Raw genomic sequence first — 14,478 nt, forward strand, 5'->3', positions numbered from 1 at the left:
TTTGACTTTTATGAGTATTCAGATTATTTATTATCACTGGTTATTATCATCCTGTATTACGCATACCGGCAGCGATACCCGAGATTGTAATCATCAGAGCCAATTCCAGTTCCGACGAATGCTCCTCGTCTTTTCTCGTCCGGTGCAACAATTCCACCTGAAGAAGATTCAGCGGATTTGTATAAATATTGCGCATTGCGATATTTTCCGCAACATCGGGCAGGCTCTCCATCAAATGGTCATCCTGAGATATCCTCAATATTGTATTCATATCGCTTTCGAGTTGACTTCTCAGTTTTTTTCCCAGTATCTGTAACTTATCCTCCACAAGCCTTTCATCATAATACTGCGACATACGCAAGTCGGCTTTGGCAAATACCATTTCAAGCATACTGATACGGGTTCCAAAGAACGGCCAGTCTTTATACATCGCTTTCAGCGTATCCATTTTACCATTGTCTATCACCTGCTGCAAGGCTTCCCCTGCACCCAGCCACGCCGGAAGCATCAGGCGGTTTTGAGTCCATCCGAAAATCCATGGAATTGCACGAAGACTTTCCACTCCCCCATTCGGACGGCGTTTTGCCGGGCGTGACCCCAGTGGCAAGCGAGCCAATTCCGCCTCAGGTGTAGCCTGATAGAAATACGGGATAAAATCAGGCTCTCTGCGAACCAGCCCCTGATAACTATTGCATGAAATATCGGAAAGTTCATCCATCAGGTCTCTCCACTCCTGTTTAGGGGCGGGAGGAGGAAGAAGGTTAGCCTCCAGTATAGCATCGGTATATAGCGATAGTGTCTTGATAGCCAGATCAGGTAAACCCAATTTAAAACGGATCATCTCGCCTTGCTCCGTCACACGGAGTCCGTCTTTCAACGAGCCGGGAGGCTGTGAGAAAAGAGCAACCTTAGCAGGGCCTCCGCCACGGCCGACCGTACCGCCACGACCATGAAATAATGTAAGAGCTATTCCTGCATCCTGACAGGTTTTGATCAAAGCTTCCTGTGCACGGTATTGCGCCCACCCGGCTGCAAGTGAACCTGCATCTTTAGCTGAGTCGGAATAACCGATCATGATCATTTGTTTATTCTTGATAATACCTTTATACCAATTGATAGCAAACAATTGTTGCATAATTCCATTGGCATTATTCAAGTCATTCAGCGTTTCAAACAATGGAGTCACAGGTAAAGTAAACGGACAATCCGCTTCCTTGAGCAACAAATACACAGCCAGAATATCTGATGGTGTTCTTGTCATTGAGATGACATAGGTAGGGATAGAGCCAACCGGGCTTTCCGCTATTACCCTACAGGTTTCAAGAACTTCCTTCGTCTGAGGACTAGGTTCCCAGTTACGAGGGATGAGCGGACGTCTCGAATTAAGTTCTTTTATAAGGAATGCCTGTTTGTCTTCCTCCGACCAAGTCTCGTAGTCTCCCAATCCAAGGTAGCGCGTTATTTCAGACAAGGCTTCTGTATGTATTGTACTCTCCTGACGAATATCCAGTTGAGTCAATGTTAAGCCAAAACAACGTACACGCCGCATAGTATCGAGCAGTTTATCGTCGGCTATTATTTCCATTTTACAGGCTACGAGTGATTTGTAGCACTCATAAAGCGGTTCCCATAATTGTTCGTTATGAATAAGTATATCCTCTGTGCGTTCAGGATTCTTACCTTCGATACGCGCATCCAGATAAGCGACAGTATTTTTTAGTCTGGTACGCAATCTTTTCATTAATTCACGGTATGGCTCCTGAATTTCATAATCTTTGATATAATCTCTGAATTCAGTAGTGCATGTAGCCATTGAAAGTTCTTTTACCAGAACTTCAACATCTTCAAGAAACAGTTTTGCTGCTCTTTTGCGGCTGTCCAACAATACTTCGTGAGTTATTTTTGCCGTCACATTCGGATTACCATCGCGGTCGCCTCCCATCCACGATGAGAAGTGTATCGGACGGGCATCAACCGGTAGCCGGTACGGTATTGTATTCTTTATCTGTTCGTCCAGTTCACGGATATATGCAGGAACAGCTTTCCACAGGCTGTTTTCCACAACTTCATATCCCCATTTGGCCTCCTCGTTGGGGGTTGGGCGCTTTTGACGAATTTCGTCTGTATACCAATATTGGGCGATAAGTTGTTTCAACCTACGCAAAATCTGCACCTTTTGGTAATTAGCCAAATCATCATGGTCGAGCAATGCAAGACAGTGATCTACCTGATTCAGGTTATTGATAAGCGAACGCCTGTTTATCTCTGTAGGATGTGCAGTTAATACCAGATCAATAGAGATATTCTCTATTGCTTTTATTATCGCTTCATCACTAAGATTCGCATCTTTCAGTTTTTTATATATATCTGGAAAATTAACCGGATTTTCGGCCCCCTGAGCATGGGGCGATACACTATTATACTGCTCAGCCGTATTCGTTAAATTCAGGAACTGATTAAACGAACGTGCCACGGGAAGAAACTCCTCATCTTTCAGATTCTGTAGTGTCTTCACCAGCGATTTATGTGCTTCAATATCTCCCGAATGCGAGGCTTTGGATAGTCTGCGAACTGTTTCTATCAGATCGACCATATCCTTTCCCTTAGCTTCGCCGATTGTCTTACCCAGCATATCACCAAGCAGTTTGATATTGTTATGCATCAAAGATTGCTGCAAATTACTCATAGTCTACTATTTATTATGTAAATGAAGTATTTAATATTCTGGATTAAGATATAACAATGATTCGTTGCCATATACCTAAAACAGTAAGAAAAAAGGTCTGCGACCTTTAGTATCCATTTAGTGTTTATCTATAAACATCAGAATATCTCTAATGTTTTACATACAGTCTAATTTTTGGGCAAAATGTAGTATTAAAGAATATTAAAGATACCCCTTTCCCTGTTGAAGGGAAAGGGATAAGAATATCTTATTCATTAATCAGTGTGAACAACTCCTCTGCAGCTTCGCGAGGTCCGTCTTTACTTTGACCTTCTATGGCTAGTGAAGTATAAATCTCACCTATCTTAACTCCGTTTTTATCCATATCGGTAAAGTACTCTTTGATAAGCTTACCGGCAAGTTTCTGTTCCTGAACAGGTCCGAACGGATTGGCAAAATAAGATGTCACCAAACCTTTTTCGGTGGTAGTACCTTTTGCTTTACGGGCTCCGGCTTCGAATACTTTGATTGCTTCATCCAGGTCAGTAAAGAATTGAATCTTCGTATCCGACTCTGTATAGTTATTCGCATAAAGGAAATAATCGACTTTGTATCCTTTCATAATAACATCATAAGTGGCAGCAGGTATCGTTATACGGGCATTAACCTTATCTGGATTGGTATAAATTCCTCTTTCTAATTGCTCAAAAGCATACATAGGATCGAGGTCATCGATACGGACAAATGCTCCGATCTCTGTTCCATAACCTTTTATAGTGCCATCTGCTTCTTTTTTCAGATATCCCATGTCATCGAATATGATACGCATATGACGGATATATTTCTCGTTCAGTGTACGGAAGGCCTCGAGGCTTTCTGATTTTCCGGCACCACTGTCTCCCATAATAATAATATTCGACTCTTTTCCGTTTTTCAGCGCGATATTTACCATCGCACCATGTATCGGCAAACGGTTCTTTTCCATTTGCTTCACATTGTGAAGTGTAAGTAACATCTTCTTCATGTATCCGAAATAGTCTATATCATCACAATGGTTCGCATAACCGATAAGGATGTCGTTCTTTTTATCTTTATAGTAGAATGTACGTTTTTCTTCATGTCCGTCAGGATAGCCGAAAACATAGATAATGTCCGGTTTTTTACCGATATATTCGCTCTCTTTAGCTAGTTCGAAGAGGTTTGCCAGTGCAAATCCATGAACCATGAAATCTTTATGGAAATAGACAAATGTGAGCATATTCCCTACTTTAGCAGGAAACAGGAACCAGTCGTCTTCGTTGAGAACAATATTCTCAATCGGATTTATGTTATGTTCCTGGAAAATACCGTCACGTGTATTTCTCTTTGTATATGAAATAAATGGCGGATTAAACATCACTGCCGTAATGAACGGTATAGGAGCCAATCCATTGTATTCTACAGGACAGTTCCAGTTGATATCGCTCAGTGTAAGGGCTGCATTTGCGCCTGCTGTCAGCTGACGGTATACACGATATTGATAGCCGATCACGGTTTCTTCGATACGACGGTATATGGAGAGAATAAGCTCATTGAATAGTTCATTGGCCTGCATAAAGCGAACGCTCTGCAATCCACTGCCTATCGAGCTGTTGTGAACGATAGTGTATCGTTCAAGCCTGCGCCAAAAGCTATATAGCAATTCTATCAGTTCAATAAACAAGTCTTTATCATTGAAGAAGATAGCATATTTACCATGCACATTCTGCACTTCATCTGTATTGCAGACTGTAAGCAATTTAAACGCCTCTATCAGCGTTTTTTCAAACTCCTCATCAGTTTTAAATTCTTTGATATAGTATTCGTAAATAATAACTTCTTCTTTCTTCAGTTTCTGAATAAAGACTTCTATAACTCTATGGAATCCATAACTGTTAAGTATTTTCTGTCGCGTGTCGCAAAATTTCAGAGTGAAGTTGATTATTGCTTTACCTTCGCCTAGAGTGAATTCTTGTAGCATGTCTGATATTGTTTATTATTTATAATTTTTGATTATCCGCACAATTTTCAGCTTATAATCTTCTGTTACGTGACTAAAGCGAACAGAAGATCATAAACCGATTACTCCAACCTGATCATAATCAGGATTGAGATGCTTTCTAGCTTCAAATTTAAGGAAACTTACCTATACAATTAAACGAATTAATGACTAAATTTATAATAAATTGTAAAATTAAAACAAGTTTTTGCTATTTTACTGTAATATAGTTCTTTATAAATCATTCATTTTTGTTCTTAGTCAAAAATTTAGGATTTACATCGAATGCATAGAAGGAGCTGTTGGTTTCTTGTAAACATTTAGGACACAAGCAGTCGCGGTAATTATCTTTTATATAATCACGAACTCCTATAACAAGACTTACTTTACGGCAACTACATAGCTCTATCCTGTCCTCCCTGCAACTGAATGATGCCGAACATCTTTTACATATCTTTTTCATTGTGTTTATTTTTTAAAAATGTGTAATATAATGATAACCAGATCAGAAAGTGCCTATAACATAAACTTATGTTGCCATACAGATACGATGGACATAAGATTGATTTAAACACAATCATTTCTTGAAATACAAATACTTAAAATAGTGAGATAAATCTCTTGTTTCCTATCTTTTTCCGCGAAAGATGAAAATATATGCTTTGGCAGGTCTTCTGACTTACTCTATCTTTAAACATCCTTCCCATTCAATAATGAATAGTGGTATTGGGTATTGTTTAAAGACTTTTTCAGCAATACTGTTAACCGATTATTGTTAACTGTTCACTGATAAGAGCTTACAGCAGCGCGACTGTTCAGGATTTACACCTGATTCCCTTTTCATTACTATCCGGCAAATGCGGACTTGTAACACCAATACGAAAACAAAGATATAGAATAAAATAGAATTGCAATGTGTTTTGACGGAAAGTTATCAAAAAAAAGCATGCTGCCCCCCGGGATAGCATGCTTGTTATATGTGCAGGTACAAGGTCAGTTTTCTTCCTCCAGATCCCAATCATCGAAGAAAGAATAATCGTCCGTAAACTGCTCCAACTCGCGGCGATCTTTTTTTGTAGGACGCCCCGTTCCACGGGCTCGATCTACAAATCCGGTCATCTTGGACATCTCCAATATTTCCAGTTGTGAAGGAAGAGTTACATCACGCATAAATTCAGGAACGAGCTTTGCTCCCATCCTGTTTTCAGAAAGAGCCAATACTTCGAACGAATATGTCACAGGCGGACGGCGAACCTCTATCACATCTCCGACTTTTATCATTCGTGATGGCTTTATTGTTATACCCTTTATTGTTATACGCCCTTTTTTGCAGGCCTCTATGGCAATAGAGCGCGTTTTGAACAGACGCACAGCCCAAAGCCATTTATCGATCCGTACTTCGTTCTTTACTTCTTTAGCCATATCTTATTTGTTGTTATACTGATTCATTGTGTTTTGTATCCCTGCCAGACAAAAACTCTTTATTATTTCTCCGCAAGTTTCCAGTTTAGCCGGAAGCTCTTTCTCCTCTTCGTCAGAGAATCCTTCCAGGACATAATCAACTTGTCCTCCTCTCGGAAAATCGTTCCCAATACCAAAACGTAAACGAGCATATTCCTGTGTACTCAAGATTGACTGTATATGCTTCAATCCATTATGTCCGGCATCACTGCCTTTTCCTTTGAGACGTAAAGAACCGAACGGCAGGGCCAGATCATCTACTACGACCAATACGTTTTCGATAGGAACTTTTTCCTGATTCATCCAATAGCGCACGGCATTACCACTGAGGTTCATGTATGTCGATGGTTTTAGCAGGATAAGTGTACGTCCTTTCACTTTCATCTCCGCCACAAAGCCGTAACGCCTGTCTGCAAAAACAATATTGGACGCTTTAGCTAAAGCGTCCAATACTCTGAATCCTATGTTGTGGCGGGTATATTCGTATTCTCGACCAATATTACCCAGTCCGACAATCAAATATTTCATTCGTTATCTTTCTATAGTTATCCGCTATTAGCCGTTTTTAGCCGCAAGACCTCTGGCTGCACGAGTCAACTGAACACGGCAAACAACGCCATTTTTGGCATTCAGCAATTCAAGTCCTTCGAAATGAAGTTCTCCAACCTGAATAGATTTACCTAATGCAAGGCCCGAAACATCAACATGCACTTTTTCCGGTACTTTATCGTAAAGAGCTCTTACTTTCAGTTTACGCAAGTCAAGAGATAATTTACCCCCTGCCTTAACACCTTCTGCCAGTCCGTCAAGTACTACCGGTACATCAATTACGATCGGCTTGTTTTCAAATACATGAAGGAAATCAAGATGCAGAATCTCATCTGTAACAGGGTGTACCTGAACATCTTTCAATATGGCTTTATAATTGTCTTTTCCTACTGTAAGGTCTACAAGGAAAATTTCCGGAGTATAGATCAATTTACGTACTTCGCTGTTTGTCACAATGAAATGTATAGCTTTGTCAGCTTTTTCTCCACCATAGATAACTGCAGGAATTTTGTCTTCTTTACGAAAAGCTTTAGTTGCTTTTTTGCCAATGTCTGTTCTGGCTTCGCCTTTTAGTTCAAATGTTTTCATCTTTTAATTTTAAAATGTGTTACTCAAATCAAGGATTTGCTTCCTCATTCCCATCACACGTACGGGCTTATAAAAGCGGGGCAAAGATAGTGGTTTTCTTTTTATTATCCTAACTTACTCAAAAAGAAAGAGCATATATTTTTGAGAATATATGCCCTTGATATGTAAATCCTTAATATTCACTTCTTCTTTCCCTGATTGGCAACTGCATCCATCAGCTTTTTGATTTCTTCTGGATCGCCAAGGAAATAATCTTTTACAAGATTCAGATCATCATCGAATTCGAAAACGTAAGGAACTGCTGTAGGCAGGTTCAAGCTTACGATATCTTCATCAGATATGCCTTTCAGATATTTGATAATACCACGAAGGCTGTTTCCGTGAGCGGCAACGATAATTTCATCATGACACATCAATGAAGGATAGATAACTTCCAGCCAATAAGGAAGAATACGCTCTACTGTTTCTTTCAATGCTTCTGTTTCAGGAATATATGCTTTAGGTACGCTTGCATAACGTGGGTCTTGTGAAGCTGAGCGCGGGTCTGTCGATTCCAGTGGAGCAGGCGGAACGTCATAGCTGCGTCTCCAAACCAGTACTTGCTCATCACCATATTTTTCAGCAGTCTCAGCTTTGTTCAGGCCTTGAAGCATACCGTAATGTTTCTCATTCAAACGCCATGTTTTTTCAACAGGAATCCAGTCCAGATCCATTTGGTCAAGAATGTTGTTCAATGTCTTAACGGCTCTTTTCAGATATGAAGTATAGGCCAGGGTAAACTGAAAACCTTCTTTCTTCAATAATTGTCCGGCTTTAGTTGCTTCCTGCACTCCTTGTTCCGACAAGTCTACGTTAGTCCATCCCGTAAAGCGGTTTTCTTTGTTCCAAACGCTTTCCCCGTGGCGAATCAATACTACTTTTTTCATCTTTATTTACTATTTAAATTTGTGATTTTTCTCGCAACGCAAAGTTAACAAGAAGTTTCAAGATTTAAAAATTTAAAGATTTCAATATTCTTTCTAATTCTTACCACCTTGAAATTTCGGAATGCATTTACCTTACAAATACCCATTCCTTGTCATCCGACAATTGTGGGGCAAAAACATATCCTTCGGTATCGAATCCCTTCAGATATTCTACATCTTTAATCTGATGCTGAATAATAAAGCGGGTCATCATCCCCCGTGCTTTCTTTGCATATACCACAATCTGCTTATAACCTTTATCCGTCTGTTGCTTAAAAATAGGAGTTATTACCTTATGTCCTTTGGGTAAAAGCTTACGGTTTACTGCTTTTGCATATTCTTTCGAAGCCAGATTGATCCATACATTGTCATCTGCCTTCATCTGCTTTGCCAGATATTTGCTGATAGTTTCCGACCAGAAAGCGTATAAGTCTTTTCCCCTATTGTTTGCCAGCGGAATTTGCATTTCTAAACGGTACGGTTTTATCAAATCGAGCGGACGAAGAACCCCGTACAAACCGGATATATGTATCAAATGCTTCTGTGCAAAATCAAAATCCTTATCTGAAAAAGTTTCTGCATCCAGCCCTTGATAAGCGATCCCATTGTATGCAAATGCAGCCTGCCTTTGTGGTGTCTTAGCCAGAGGGTATGCATGAATATACTGATATACATTATGCGCCAGTTGAGGATTGATACTCATCAATGAAGCTATCTCCTGCGCGGATATACCTTCCATTGACTTATACAATTCTTTCGCCTCTTTGGCATAAAGCGGTATAGTCGCTTCTCTTACCGGAACCGGGGATTCAAAGTCCTGCAGTTTCGCCGGAGACATTGTTATAATCATATTGCAATATTAATTATGTGTGTTTCTTATGAACAGGATAGGACACAAGATAGTTCATAAAGATTTAGTATTCACAGATTGCCAGCCCAACAGACTTAATCTCCAGATTATTATCCAATGCTTTAATCTTAAACAATGGTTTATCTTTATGAAATATGTATTGAAACTTATATATATGAAAATCATCACTTTTATTATCCCGGTCTGTTTTAAACCGGTCTGTTTCTATCTCAAATTTACCTTTTGCTTCGATTGTAAAGTAAAGAGCCCCCAAATATAGAGTATCCGGAACCACTTCTTTCAATTTCATTTCCTGTCCATTTCTCAATGACACAATACCATCATTTATGATACCCCCGACTTCATAATTTTCAAATTTTCCATTTGTATTATCCCTGAATATCGCATATCCGGGATCAAAGTTAGGAGCAACATCCTCAACAAGTATCGCATCAAATCCTTTGGTTGATATAGAGTCGAAACAAGAATTCCATATAGTCCAGGTAGTAGCAGATAATCCCGCCTTATGCACAGCATCAAGGCATTCCTGCTTAATAGCCAGGAAATGGGGATAATAATTGACATTATATTCCCGAAAGAAATCAATATCTTCCAAATGGTCACAATACAAAGAAAGTTGAGCATCGAGTCCTCTTAAATACTTTACTACAGACTTTTCCGGACTTGTAAAACTAAAATTACCGCGTCCTAATATTTGTACAGCCAGATCATATGCCTTTTTTACTGTTTTGTCTTTAAAGATACCCTCTTTAAGTTCAATATAGGGATGTATACCCTCTTGCCTGCAAATCAAAAGACCTTCCCGCAAGGTAGGCACCGGACGCCGCATCGAAGGATCTTGTGCCGCTAAAACATAGTTATTCCTTAATTCGGCCAAAGTTAAATCCCTACATTCTACTTCTTCATTAACTACTGAATAATCATTTTTATTACGACATAGCCTATTTATTGTATTATCATGAAATAGAATAATCTCATCGTCTTTTGTCAAAAATACATCAACCTCTACATATCGGGCACCTACCCGCCCAGCAAAAGACAAAGCATCCAAACTATTTTCCGGGGCCAACTTTTCTTCAAGACACAGCCCCCTATGCATTACAATAGCAATTTCCGGCGAATTAGTTTTTGGCTCGGAAACTTCTCCCGCATTCCTTGTGCTGTTATTTCCGCAAGCAACAAATACGACAGATATCAGGGATATGAGAGGTAGTCTGATTTTCATATCATTTCAGTTTCCATTCCGCGCCGTCTTTACCGTCTTTTATCTCAAATCCGGCCTTAGCCAACTCATTTCTTATCTGGTCGGATGTTGCCCAATCCTTATTTTCTTTTGCTTTTTGACGAATATCGAGCAGCAAGTCCACTGCTTTTCCAAATGCTTCGTTATTATTTGCTGAAGATGCCTCATTGCGAATACCCAACACAGAGAACAGGAATATATCGAATACATCCTTCAATTCGGCAATATCTTCTTTTGTCAGTTTTATATTCCCTGCTATGGCCGAGTTTATTGTCGTACTGGCTTCGCATAAGTGAGCAATAACTACCGCTGAATTCATATCGTCGTTCATTGCATCATAACATTTCTGACGAATGCTTTTTACATCCACAGAAGATGTATCCGAAACAGCTACTTTATCCAGCCTGCCATATGAATCCAAAAGACGTTCGAGGCTTTTCTCTGCGGCCTGCAATGCTTCATTACTAAAGTCTACCGTACTGCGATAATGCGCCTGCAGGATAAAAAACCGTACTGTCATCGGGCTATATGCCTTTTCCAACAGGTCGTGGCTACCGGCAAACAATTGCTCGAGCGTAATAAAATTACCTAACGAGCGTGCCATCTTCTGTCCTGCAATGGTTATCATATTATTATGCATCCAATATTTTACCACCTGATGCTTTTCCATCGCTGTATTCTGGGCTATTTCACATTCGTGGTGAGGAAACATCAAATCGAGACCGCCACCGTGTATATCGAATTCCTTCCCCAGATATTTGATACTCATAGTTGAACATTCAAGATGCCATCCCGGGAAACCATCACTCCACGGAGAAGGCCAGCGCATAATATGTTCCGGCGCTGCTTTCTTCCACAGGGCAAAATCCACTTTACTGCGTTTCTCGTCCTGCCCGTCAAGTTCACGGGTTGTATTCAGCATTTCTTCTATATTCCTATGAGATAGAATACCGTAATCGTAATCCTTGTTATATTTCTCTACATCGAAGTAAACAGAGCCGTTACTATCGTATGCGTAACCGTTCTTCAATATTTCTTTTATGGATTCTATCTGTTCTATGATGTGTCCTGACGCATGAGGCTCTATAGATGGCGGCAATGTATTCAGATCGTTCATTACCTTGTGGTAACGGTTGCTGTAATATTGAACTACCTCCATCGGCTCCAACTGTTCCAGACGTGCCTTTTTTGCAATACGGTCTTCACCGCTCCCTTCCTCATTTTCCAGATGTCCCACATCGGTAATATTCCTCACATAGCGTACCTTATAGCCGATATGCTGCAAATATCTGAATAGCAAATCGAATGTAACGCCATGACGGGCATGTCCCAGATGAGCGTCGCTATATACTGTAGGACCACACACATACATCCCTACGTGAGGTGCATGCAGCGGTTCGAATACTTCTTTTGTACGTGTCAGCGTGTTGTAAACCGATAGTTTTTGTTCCATAATCTGCTTCTAAATTTTTAGAGGTACAAAAATACGAAATTTGTTTTGTATAAAATACAGGGCGGCGGGATATTGTAAGAGAATCAACACTTTTTGATTTTTCTGAAAAAGTGCGACATAGGGTTGTCACTATTACCCCCTACTTTTACTCCCGATATCAGTATAGATAAATTAAAAACGAAAAAGTATGAAATTAAAAGTACATCTGGTTTATCCGGGAACATGTGAAGAAGCGTTCAATCTCTATAAAGAGGCTCTGAACGGCGAAATAGTATTCACTTTCCGCAAAAAGGAAGACAGAAGCTTTCAGGCAGCCGAAACCGACAAAGAGAAAATCTCTCACATGGTGCTCAATACGCAGCATTTCGAATTAGCCGGAGAAGATGCCAACTCCGGAGAAATCGTGGAAAGCGGAAACAACAACAAGCTGGTGTTATCCTTCTACAATCCGGACGATTTACACCGAGTGTTCAACCTGCTATCTAAAGAGGGCACAATCGTAAGCCCGCTGGAAAAGACATTCTTTACTGAAGCCATAGGCGAGATTATAGACAAATATGGAGTCCGATGGCTTATTATGATGTCTGACGACGATTATTCGGCCTAAAGGCATATCCTTAAATAAGATTGGTAGAAAACACTGGTTGTTCTGCCAATCTTATCTTATTTTTGCAAAGTAATCTCAAACAGGAAACCAATGAACCGTATAGACAGATTATCGGCAATTCTGATAATGCTTCAATCATCATCCATCGTAAAGATAAAGCAAATCACAGACCGTTTCAATATCAGTTCCCGTACTGTTTACAGAGATTTACGGGCTTTGGAAGATTCCGGAATTCCATTAACAGGCGACTCGCGCACAGGCTATTCATTAGTGGAAGGCTTTAAACTCCCTCCTCTGATGTTTACCCAGGAAGAGGCCTTCTCATTTATTGCGGCCGAAAAACTAATCGACAAGTTTACGGACAAGGGCTTTAAATCCAGTTACAAATCAGGTATTGAAAAGATCAAAGCCGTAATGCGGCTAGCGGAAATAAAGACAATAGAGGACTTCAACAATAAAATCGGCACATTGAATTATCACCTTAAAGACTCTGACAGCACTCAAAACATCCTGCACGAACTAATAGATGGAGCAGCTAAAAGGAAGAAAGTACAGATAACTTACTATTCCTACAACAGAAACGAAACGACTGACAGGACGGTAGACCCGATTGGCATATTCTTCTCCATGTCTAACTGGTACTTAATCGCATTCTGCGATACGGTAAAAGATTACCGGACTTTCCGCATCAGCCGGATTCAAAATATCACTCACACCCATGAAGGCTTTGAATTGAATCATCCTCCGCTCGATTCTTTCCTTAAAACACTTGGAGACCGCGAACATCTGCAAAAAATCGTCATTGAAGTCAACGAAAAAGATATGCTTCTTATCGATGAAAACAGGTATTATCAAGGACTCATCACCGAAAAAGAAGTAAATGGAAAAGTCGAGTTACATTTCATGACCTTCTCTTTCGACAGGTTTGCCCGTTGGTACCTATCTTATATTGATATTGCCAGAATCGTATATCCGGTGGAGTTCAGGACTAAGGTTAAAAACATATTGTCCAATGCTAATTTGTAACTAAGCCAAATTGCTCCGGTAGGTTATCGATTATAGCAAATAAATCATCCACAGATTCGGTACGAAGCATAGACACACGTACCTTCTTAAAATCAGGAATACCTTTAAATACCGGGCTTCCCGCCAGATGACGGCGGCTATGTATGATCCCGCCTCTCTCGCCGGAATGGGCTATATTCTTCCGTACCAAATCTTTCAAAACATCGAGATACCATGTAAACGCCTTCTTTGGCATAAGTTCTCCTGTAGCCAGATAATGCTTCACCTCTTCAAATATCCAGGGACCACCGATACTCCCCCGCCCGATCATTACAGCATCTACACCCGTTTCGTCAAAACGCCGTTTGCAGATTTCGGGAGTAGTCACATCCCCATTACCGATAATCGGGATATGCATGCGTGGATTATTCTTTACGGCTCCAATCAGCGACCAATCAGCTTCTCCTGAATACATCTGGGCACGAGTACGCCCGTGCAATGTTAAAGCCTGTATACCTGTATCCTGTAATTGCTCGGCCAGTTCTACAATTATTTTCGAATCATTATCCCATCCCAGACGGGTTTTCACTGTCACGGGAATATTCACAGCTTTCACAACGGCAGCAGTGATCTCTACCATCAGTTCGGGTGTCCGCATCATGCCCGAACCGGCACCTTTGCCCGCTACTTTTTTCACAGGACAACCGAAATTTATGTCCAGTATGTCGGGATTGGCTTCTTCACATATCTTTGCAGCCTCTACCATTGCATCTACTTCACGCCCGTATATCTGGATAGCCACAGGGCGTTCTTCTTCGCTGATGGTCAGTTTTGCCTGTGTTTTGTTTACATGACGTATAAGAGCGTCGCTGGATACAAATTCGGTATATACCATATCCGCGCCAAAACGTTTACACATCAATCTGAAACCCATATCGGTAACATCCTCCATAGGAGCAAGGAACACCGGGTTTTCAGAAAAATTTATATTACCTATTTTCATTGAATTTTCACTCTAAATTTTGGAAGTGCAAATATAGATAACTTTTATCAG

The 14,478-nt window shown here is 40.4% G+C and carries 13 protein-coding genes and 1 riboswitch; of the genes, 2 read left to right on the plus strand and 11 right to left on the minus strand.

Translation table 11 applies throughout. The features are described from left to right. Positions 1-46 precede the first annotated feature (46 nt). The 10 genes from ppc to cysS all read right to left on the minus strand — a co-directional run bounded on the left by ppc (position 47) and on the right by cysS (position 11,812). Entirely contained in the window at positions 47-2,686 is a 2,640-nt protein-coding gene (gene ppc / locus QZL88_RS03630) for a phosphoenolpyruvate carboxylase (RefSeq protein ID WP_296938667.1), read from the minus strand. A gap of 247 nt (positions 2,687-2,933) precedes the next feature. Continuing rightward, positions 2,934-4,664 carry a phosphoenolpyruvate carboxykinase gene (locus tag QZL88_RS03635; RefSeq protein WP_296938669.1) on the minus strand — a complete coding sequence of 577 codons (1,731 nt, stop codon included), beginning with the start codon at positions 4,662-4,664 and terminating at the stop codon, positions 2,934-2,936. A gap of 259 nt (positions 4,665-4,923) precedes the next feature. Then, a complete protein-coding gene (locus QZL88_RS03640; protein ID WP_006801453.1) occupies positions 4,924-5,145 on the minus strand; it encodes a cysteine-rich CWC family protein in 222 nt (73 codons plus the stop codon). A gap of 183 nt (positions 5,146-5,328) precedes the next feature. After that, a riboswitch (cobalamin riboswitch) is annotated at positions 5,329-5,575 on the minus strand. 100 nt (positions 5,576-5,675) lie between these two features. Continuing rightward, entirely contained in the window at positions 5,676-6,104 is a 429-nt protein-coding gene (locus QZL88_RS03645; protein ID WP_296938670.1) for an RNA-binding S4 domain-containing protein, read from the minus strand. 3 nt (positions 6,105-6,107) lie between these two features. After that, positions 6,108-6,671, minus strand: coding sequence for an aminoacyl-tRNA hydrolase (gene pth / locus QZL88_RS03650; protein WP_296938671.1), 564 nt, complete (start codon positions 6,669-6,671; stop codon positions 6,108-6,110). A gap of 27 nt (positions 6,672-6,698) precedes the next feature. After that, a complete protein-coding gene (locus tag QZL88_RS03655; RefSeq protein ID WP_296938672.1) occupies positions 6,699-7,280 on the minus strand; it encodes a 50S ribosomal protein L25/general stress protein Ctc in 582 nt (193 codons plus the stop codon). Between the two features lie 179 nt (positions 7,281-7,459). Then, a complete protein-coding gene (gpmA, locus tag QZL88_RS03660; RefSeq protein ID WP_006801449.1) occupies positions 7,460-8,206 on the minus strand; it encodes a 2,3-diphosphoglycerate-dependent phosphoglycerate mutase in 747 nt (248 codons plus the stop codon). A gap of 127 nt (positions 8,207-8,333) precedes the next feature. Next, positions 8,334-9,095, minus strand: coding sequence for a peroxide stress protein YaaA (gene yaaA / locus QZL88_RS03665; RefSeq protein WP_296938673.1), 762 nt, complete (start codon positions 9,093-9,095; stop codon positions 8,334-8,336). A 64-nt stretch (positions 9,096-9,159) separates the two neighbouring features. Next, complete coding sequence (locus QZL88_RS03670) at positions 9,160-10,341, minus strand: glycerophosphodiester phosphodiesterase family protein (protein ID WP_296938674.1); 1,182 nt, start codon at positions 10,339-10,341, stop codon at positions 9,160-9,162. Position 10,342: 1 nt separating this feature from the next. After that, positions 10,343-11,812, minus strand: coding sequence for a cysteine--tRNA ligase (cysS, locus tag QZL88_RS03675; RefSeq protein ID WP_296938675.1), 1,470 nt, complete (start codon positions 11,810-11,812; stop codon positions 10,343-10,345). Positions 11,813-11,999: 187 nt separating this feature from the next. Here cysS and QZL88_RS03680 point away from each other — a divergent pair, with 187 nt between their 5' ends. Next, positions 12,000-12,419 carry a VOC family protein gene (locus QZL88_RS03680; protein ID WP_296938676.1) on the plus strand — a complete coding sequence of 140 codons (420 nt, stop codon included), beginning with the start codon at positions 12,000-12,002 and terminating at the stop codon, positions 12,417-12,419. 90 nt (positions 12,420-12,509) lie between these two features. Then, on the plus strand, positions 12,510-13,445 hold the full coding sequence (locus QZL88_RS03685; RefSeq protein WP_296938677.1) for a YafY family protein: 936 nt from the start codon (positions 12,510-12,512) through the stop codon (positions 13,443-13,445). On the opposite strand, the gene dusB is transcribed toward QZL88_RS03685, so the two are convergent. Next, on the minus strand, positions 13,435-14,427 hold the full coding sequence (gene dusB / locus QZL88_RS03690; RefSeq protein WP_296938678.1) for a tRNA dihydrouridine synthase DusB: 993 nt from the start codon (positions 14,425-14,427) through the stop codon (positions 13,435-13,437). The two genes, QZL88_RS03685 and dusB, sit on opposite strands and share 11 nt — an antisense overlap. Between the last annotated feature and the right edge of the window lie 51 nt (positions 14,428-14,478).

Source organism: uncultured Dysgonomonas sp., assembly GCF_900079725.1.
GTDB lineage: Bacteria > Bacteroidota > Bacteroidia > Bacteroidales > Dysgonomonadaceae > Dysgonomonas.

Coding starts and splice junctions, on each gene's coding strand:
- yaaA (WP_296938673.1), bottom strand. CDS start 9,095: ATGATTATAACAATGTCTCCGGCGAAACTGCAGGACTTTGAATCCCCG.
- QZL88_RS03640 (WP_006801453.1), bottom strand. CDS start 5,145: ATGAAAAAGATATGTAAAAGATGTTCGGCATCATTCAGTTGCAGGGAG.
- QZL88_RS03670 (WP_296938674.1), bottom strand. CDS start 10,341: ATGAAAATCAGACTACCTCTCATATCCCTGATATCTGTCGTATTTGTT.
- gpmA (WP_006801449.1), bottom strand. CDS start 8,206: ATGAAAAAAGTAGTATTGATTCGCCACGGGGAAAGCGTTTGGAACAAA.
- QZL88_RS03680 (WP_296938676.1), top strand. CDS start 12,000: ATGAAATTAAAAGTACATCTGGTTTATCCGGGAACATGTGAAGAAGCG.
- QZL88_RS03645 (WP_296938670.1), bottom strand. CDS start 6,104: ATGGCTAAAGAAGTAAAGAACGAAGTACGGATCGATAAATGGCTTTGG.
- dusB (WP_296938678.1), bottom strand. CDS start 14,427: ATGAAAATAGGTAATATAAATTTTTCTGAAAACCCGGTGTTCCTTGCT.
- pth (WP_296938671.1), bottom strand. CDS start 6,671: ATGAAATATTTGATTGTCGGACTGGGTAATATTGGTCGAGAATACGAA.
- QZL88_RS03655 (WP_296938672.1), bottom strand. CDS start 7,280: ATGAAAACATTTGAACTAAAAGGCGAAGCCAGAACAGACATTGGCAAA.
- cysS (WP_296938675.1), bottom strand. CDS start 11,812: ATGGAACAAAAACTATCGGTTTACAACACGCTGACACGTACAAAAGAA.
- QZL88_RS03685 (WP_296938677.1), top strand. CDS start 12,510: ATGAACCGTATAGACAGATTATCGGCAATTCTGATAATGCTTCAATCA.
- QZL88_RS03635 (WP_296938669.1), bottom strand. CDS start 4,664: ATGCTACAAGAATTCACTCTAGGCGAAGGTAAAGCAATAATCAACTTC.
- ppc (WP_296938667.1), bottom strand. CDS start 2,686: ATGAGTAATTTGCAGCAATCTTTGATGCATAACAATATCAAACTGCTT.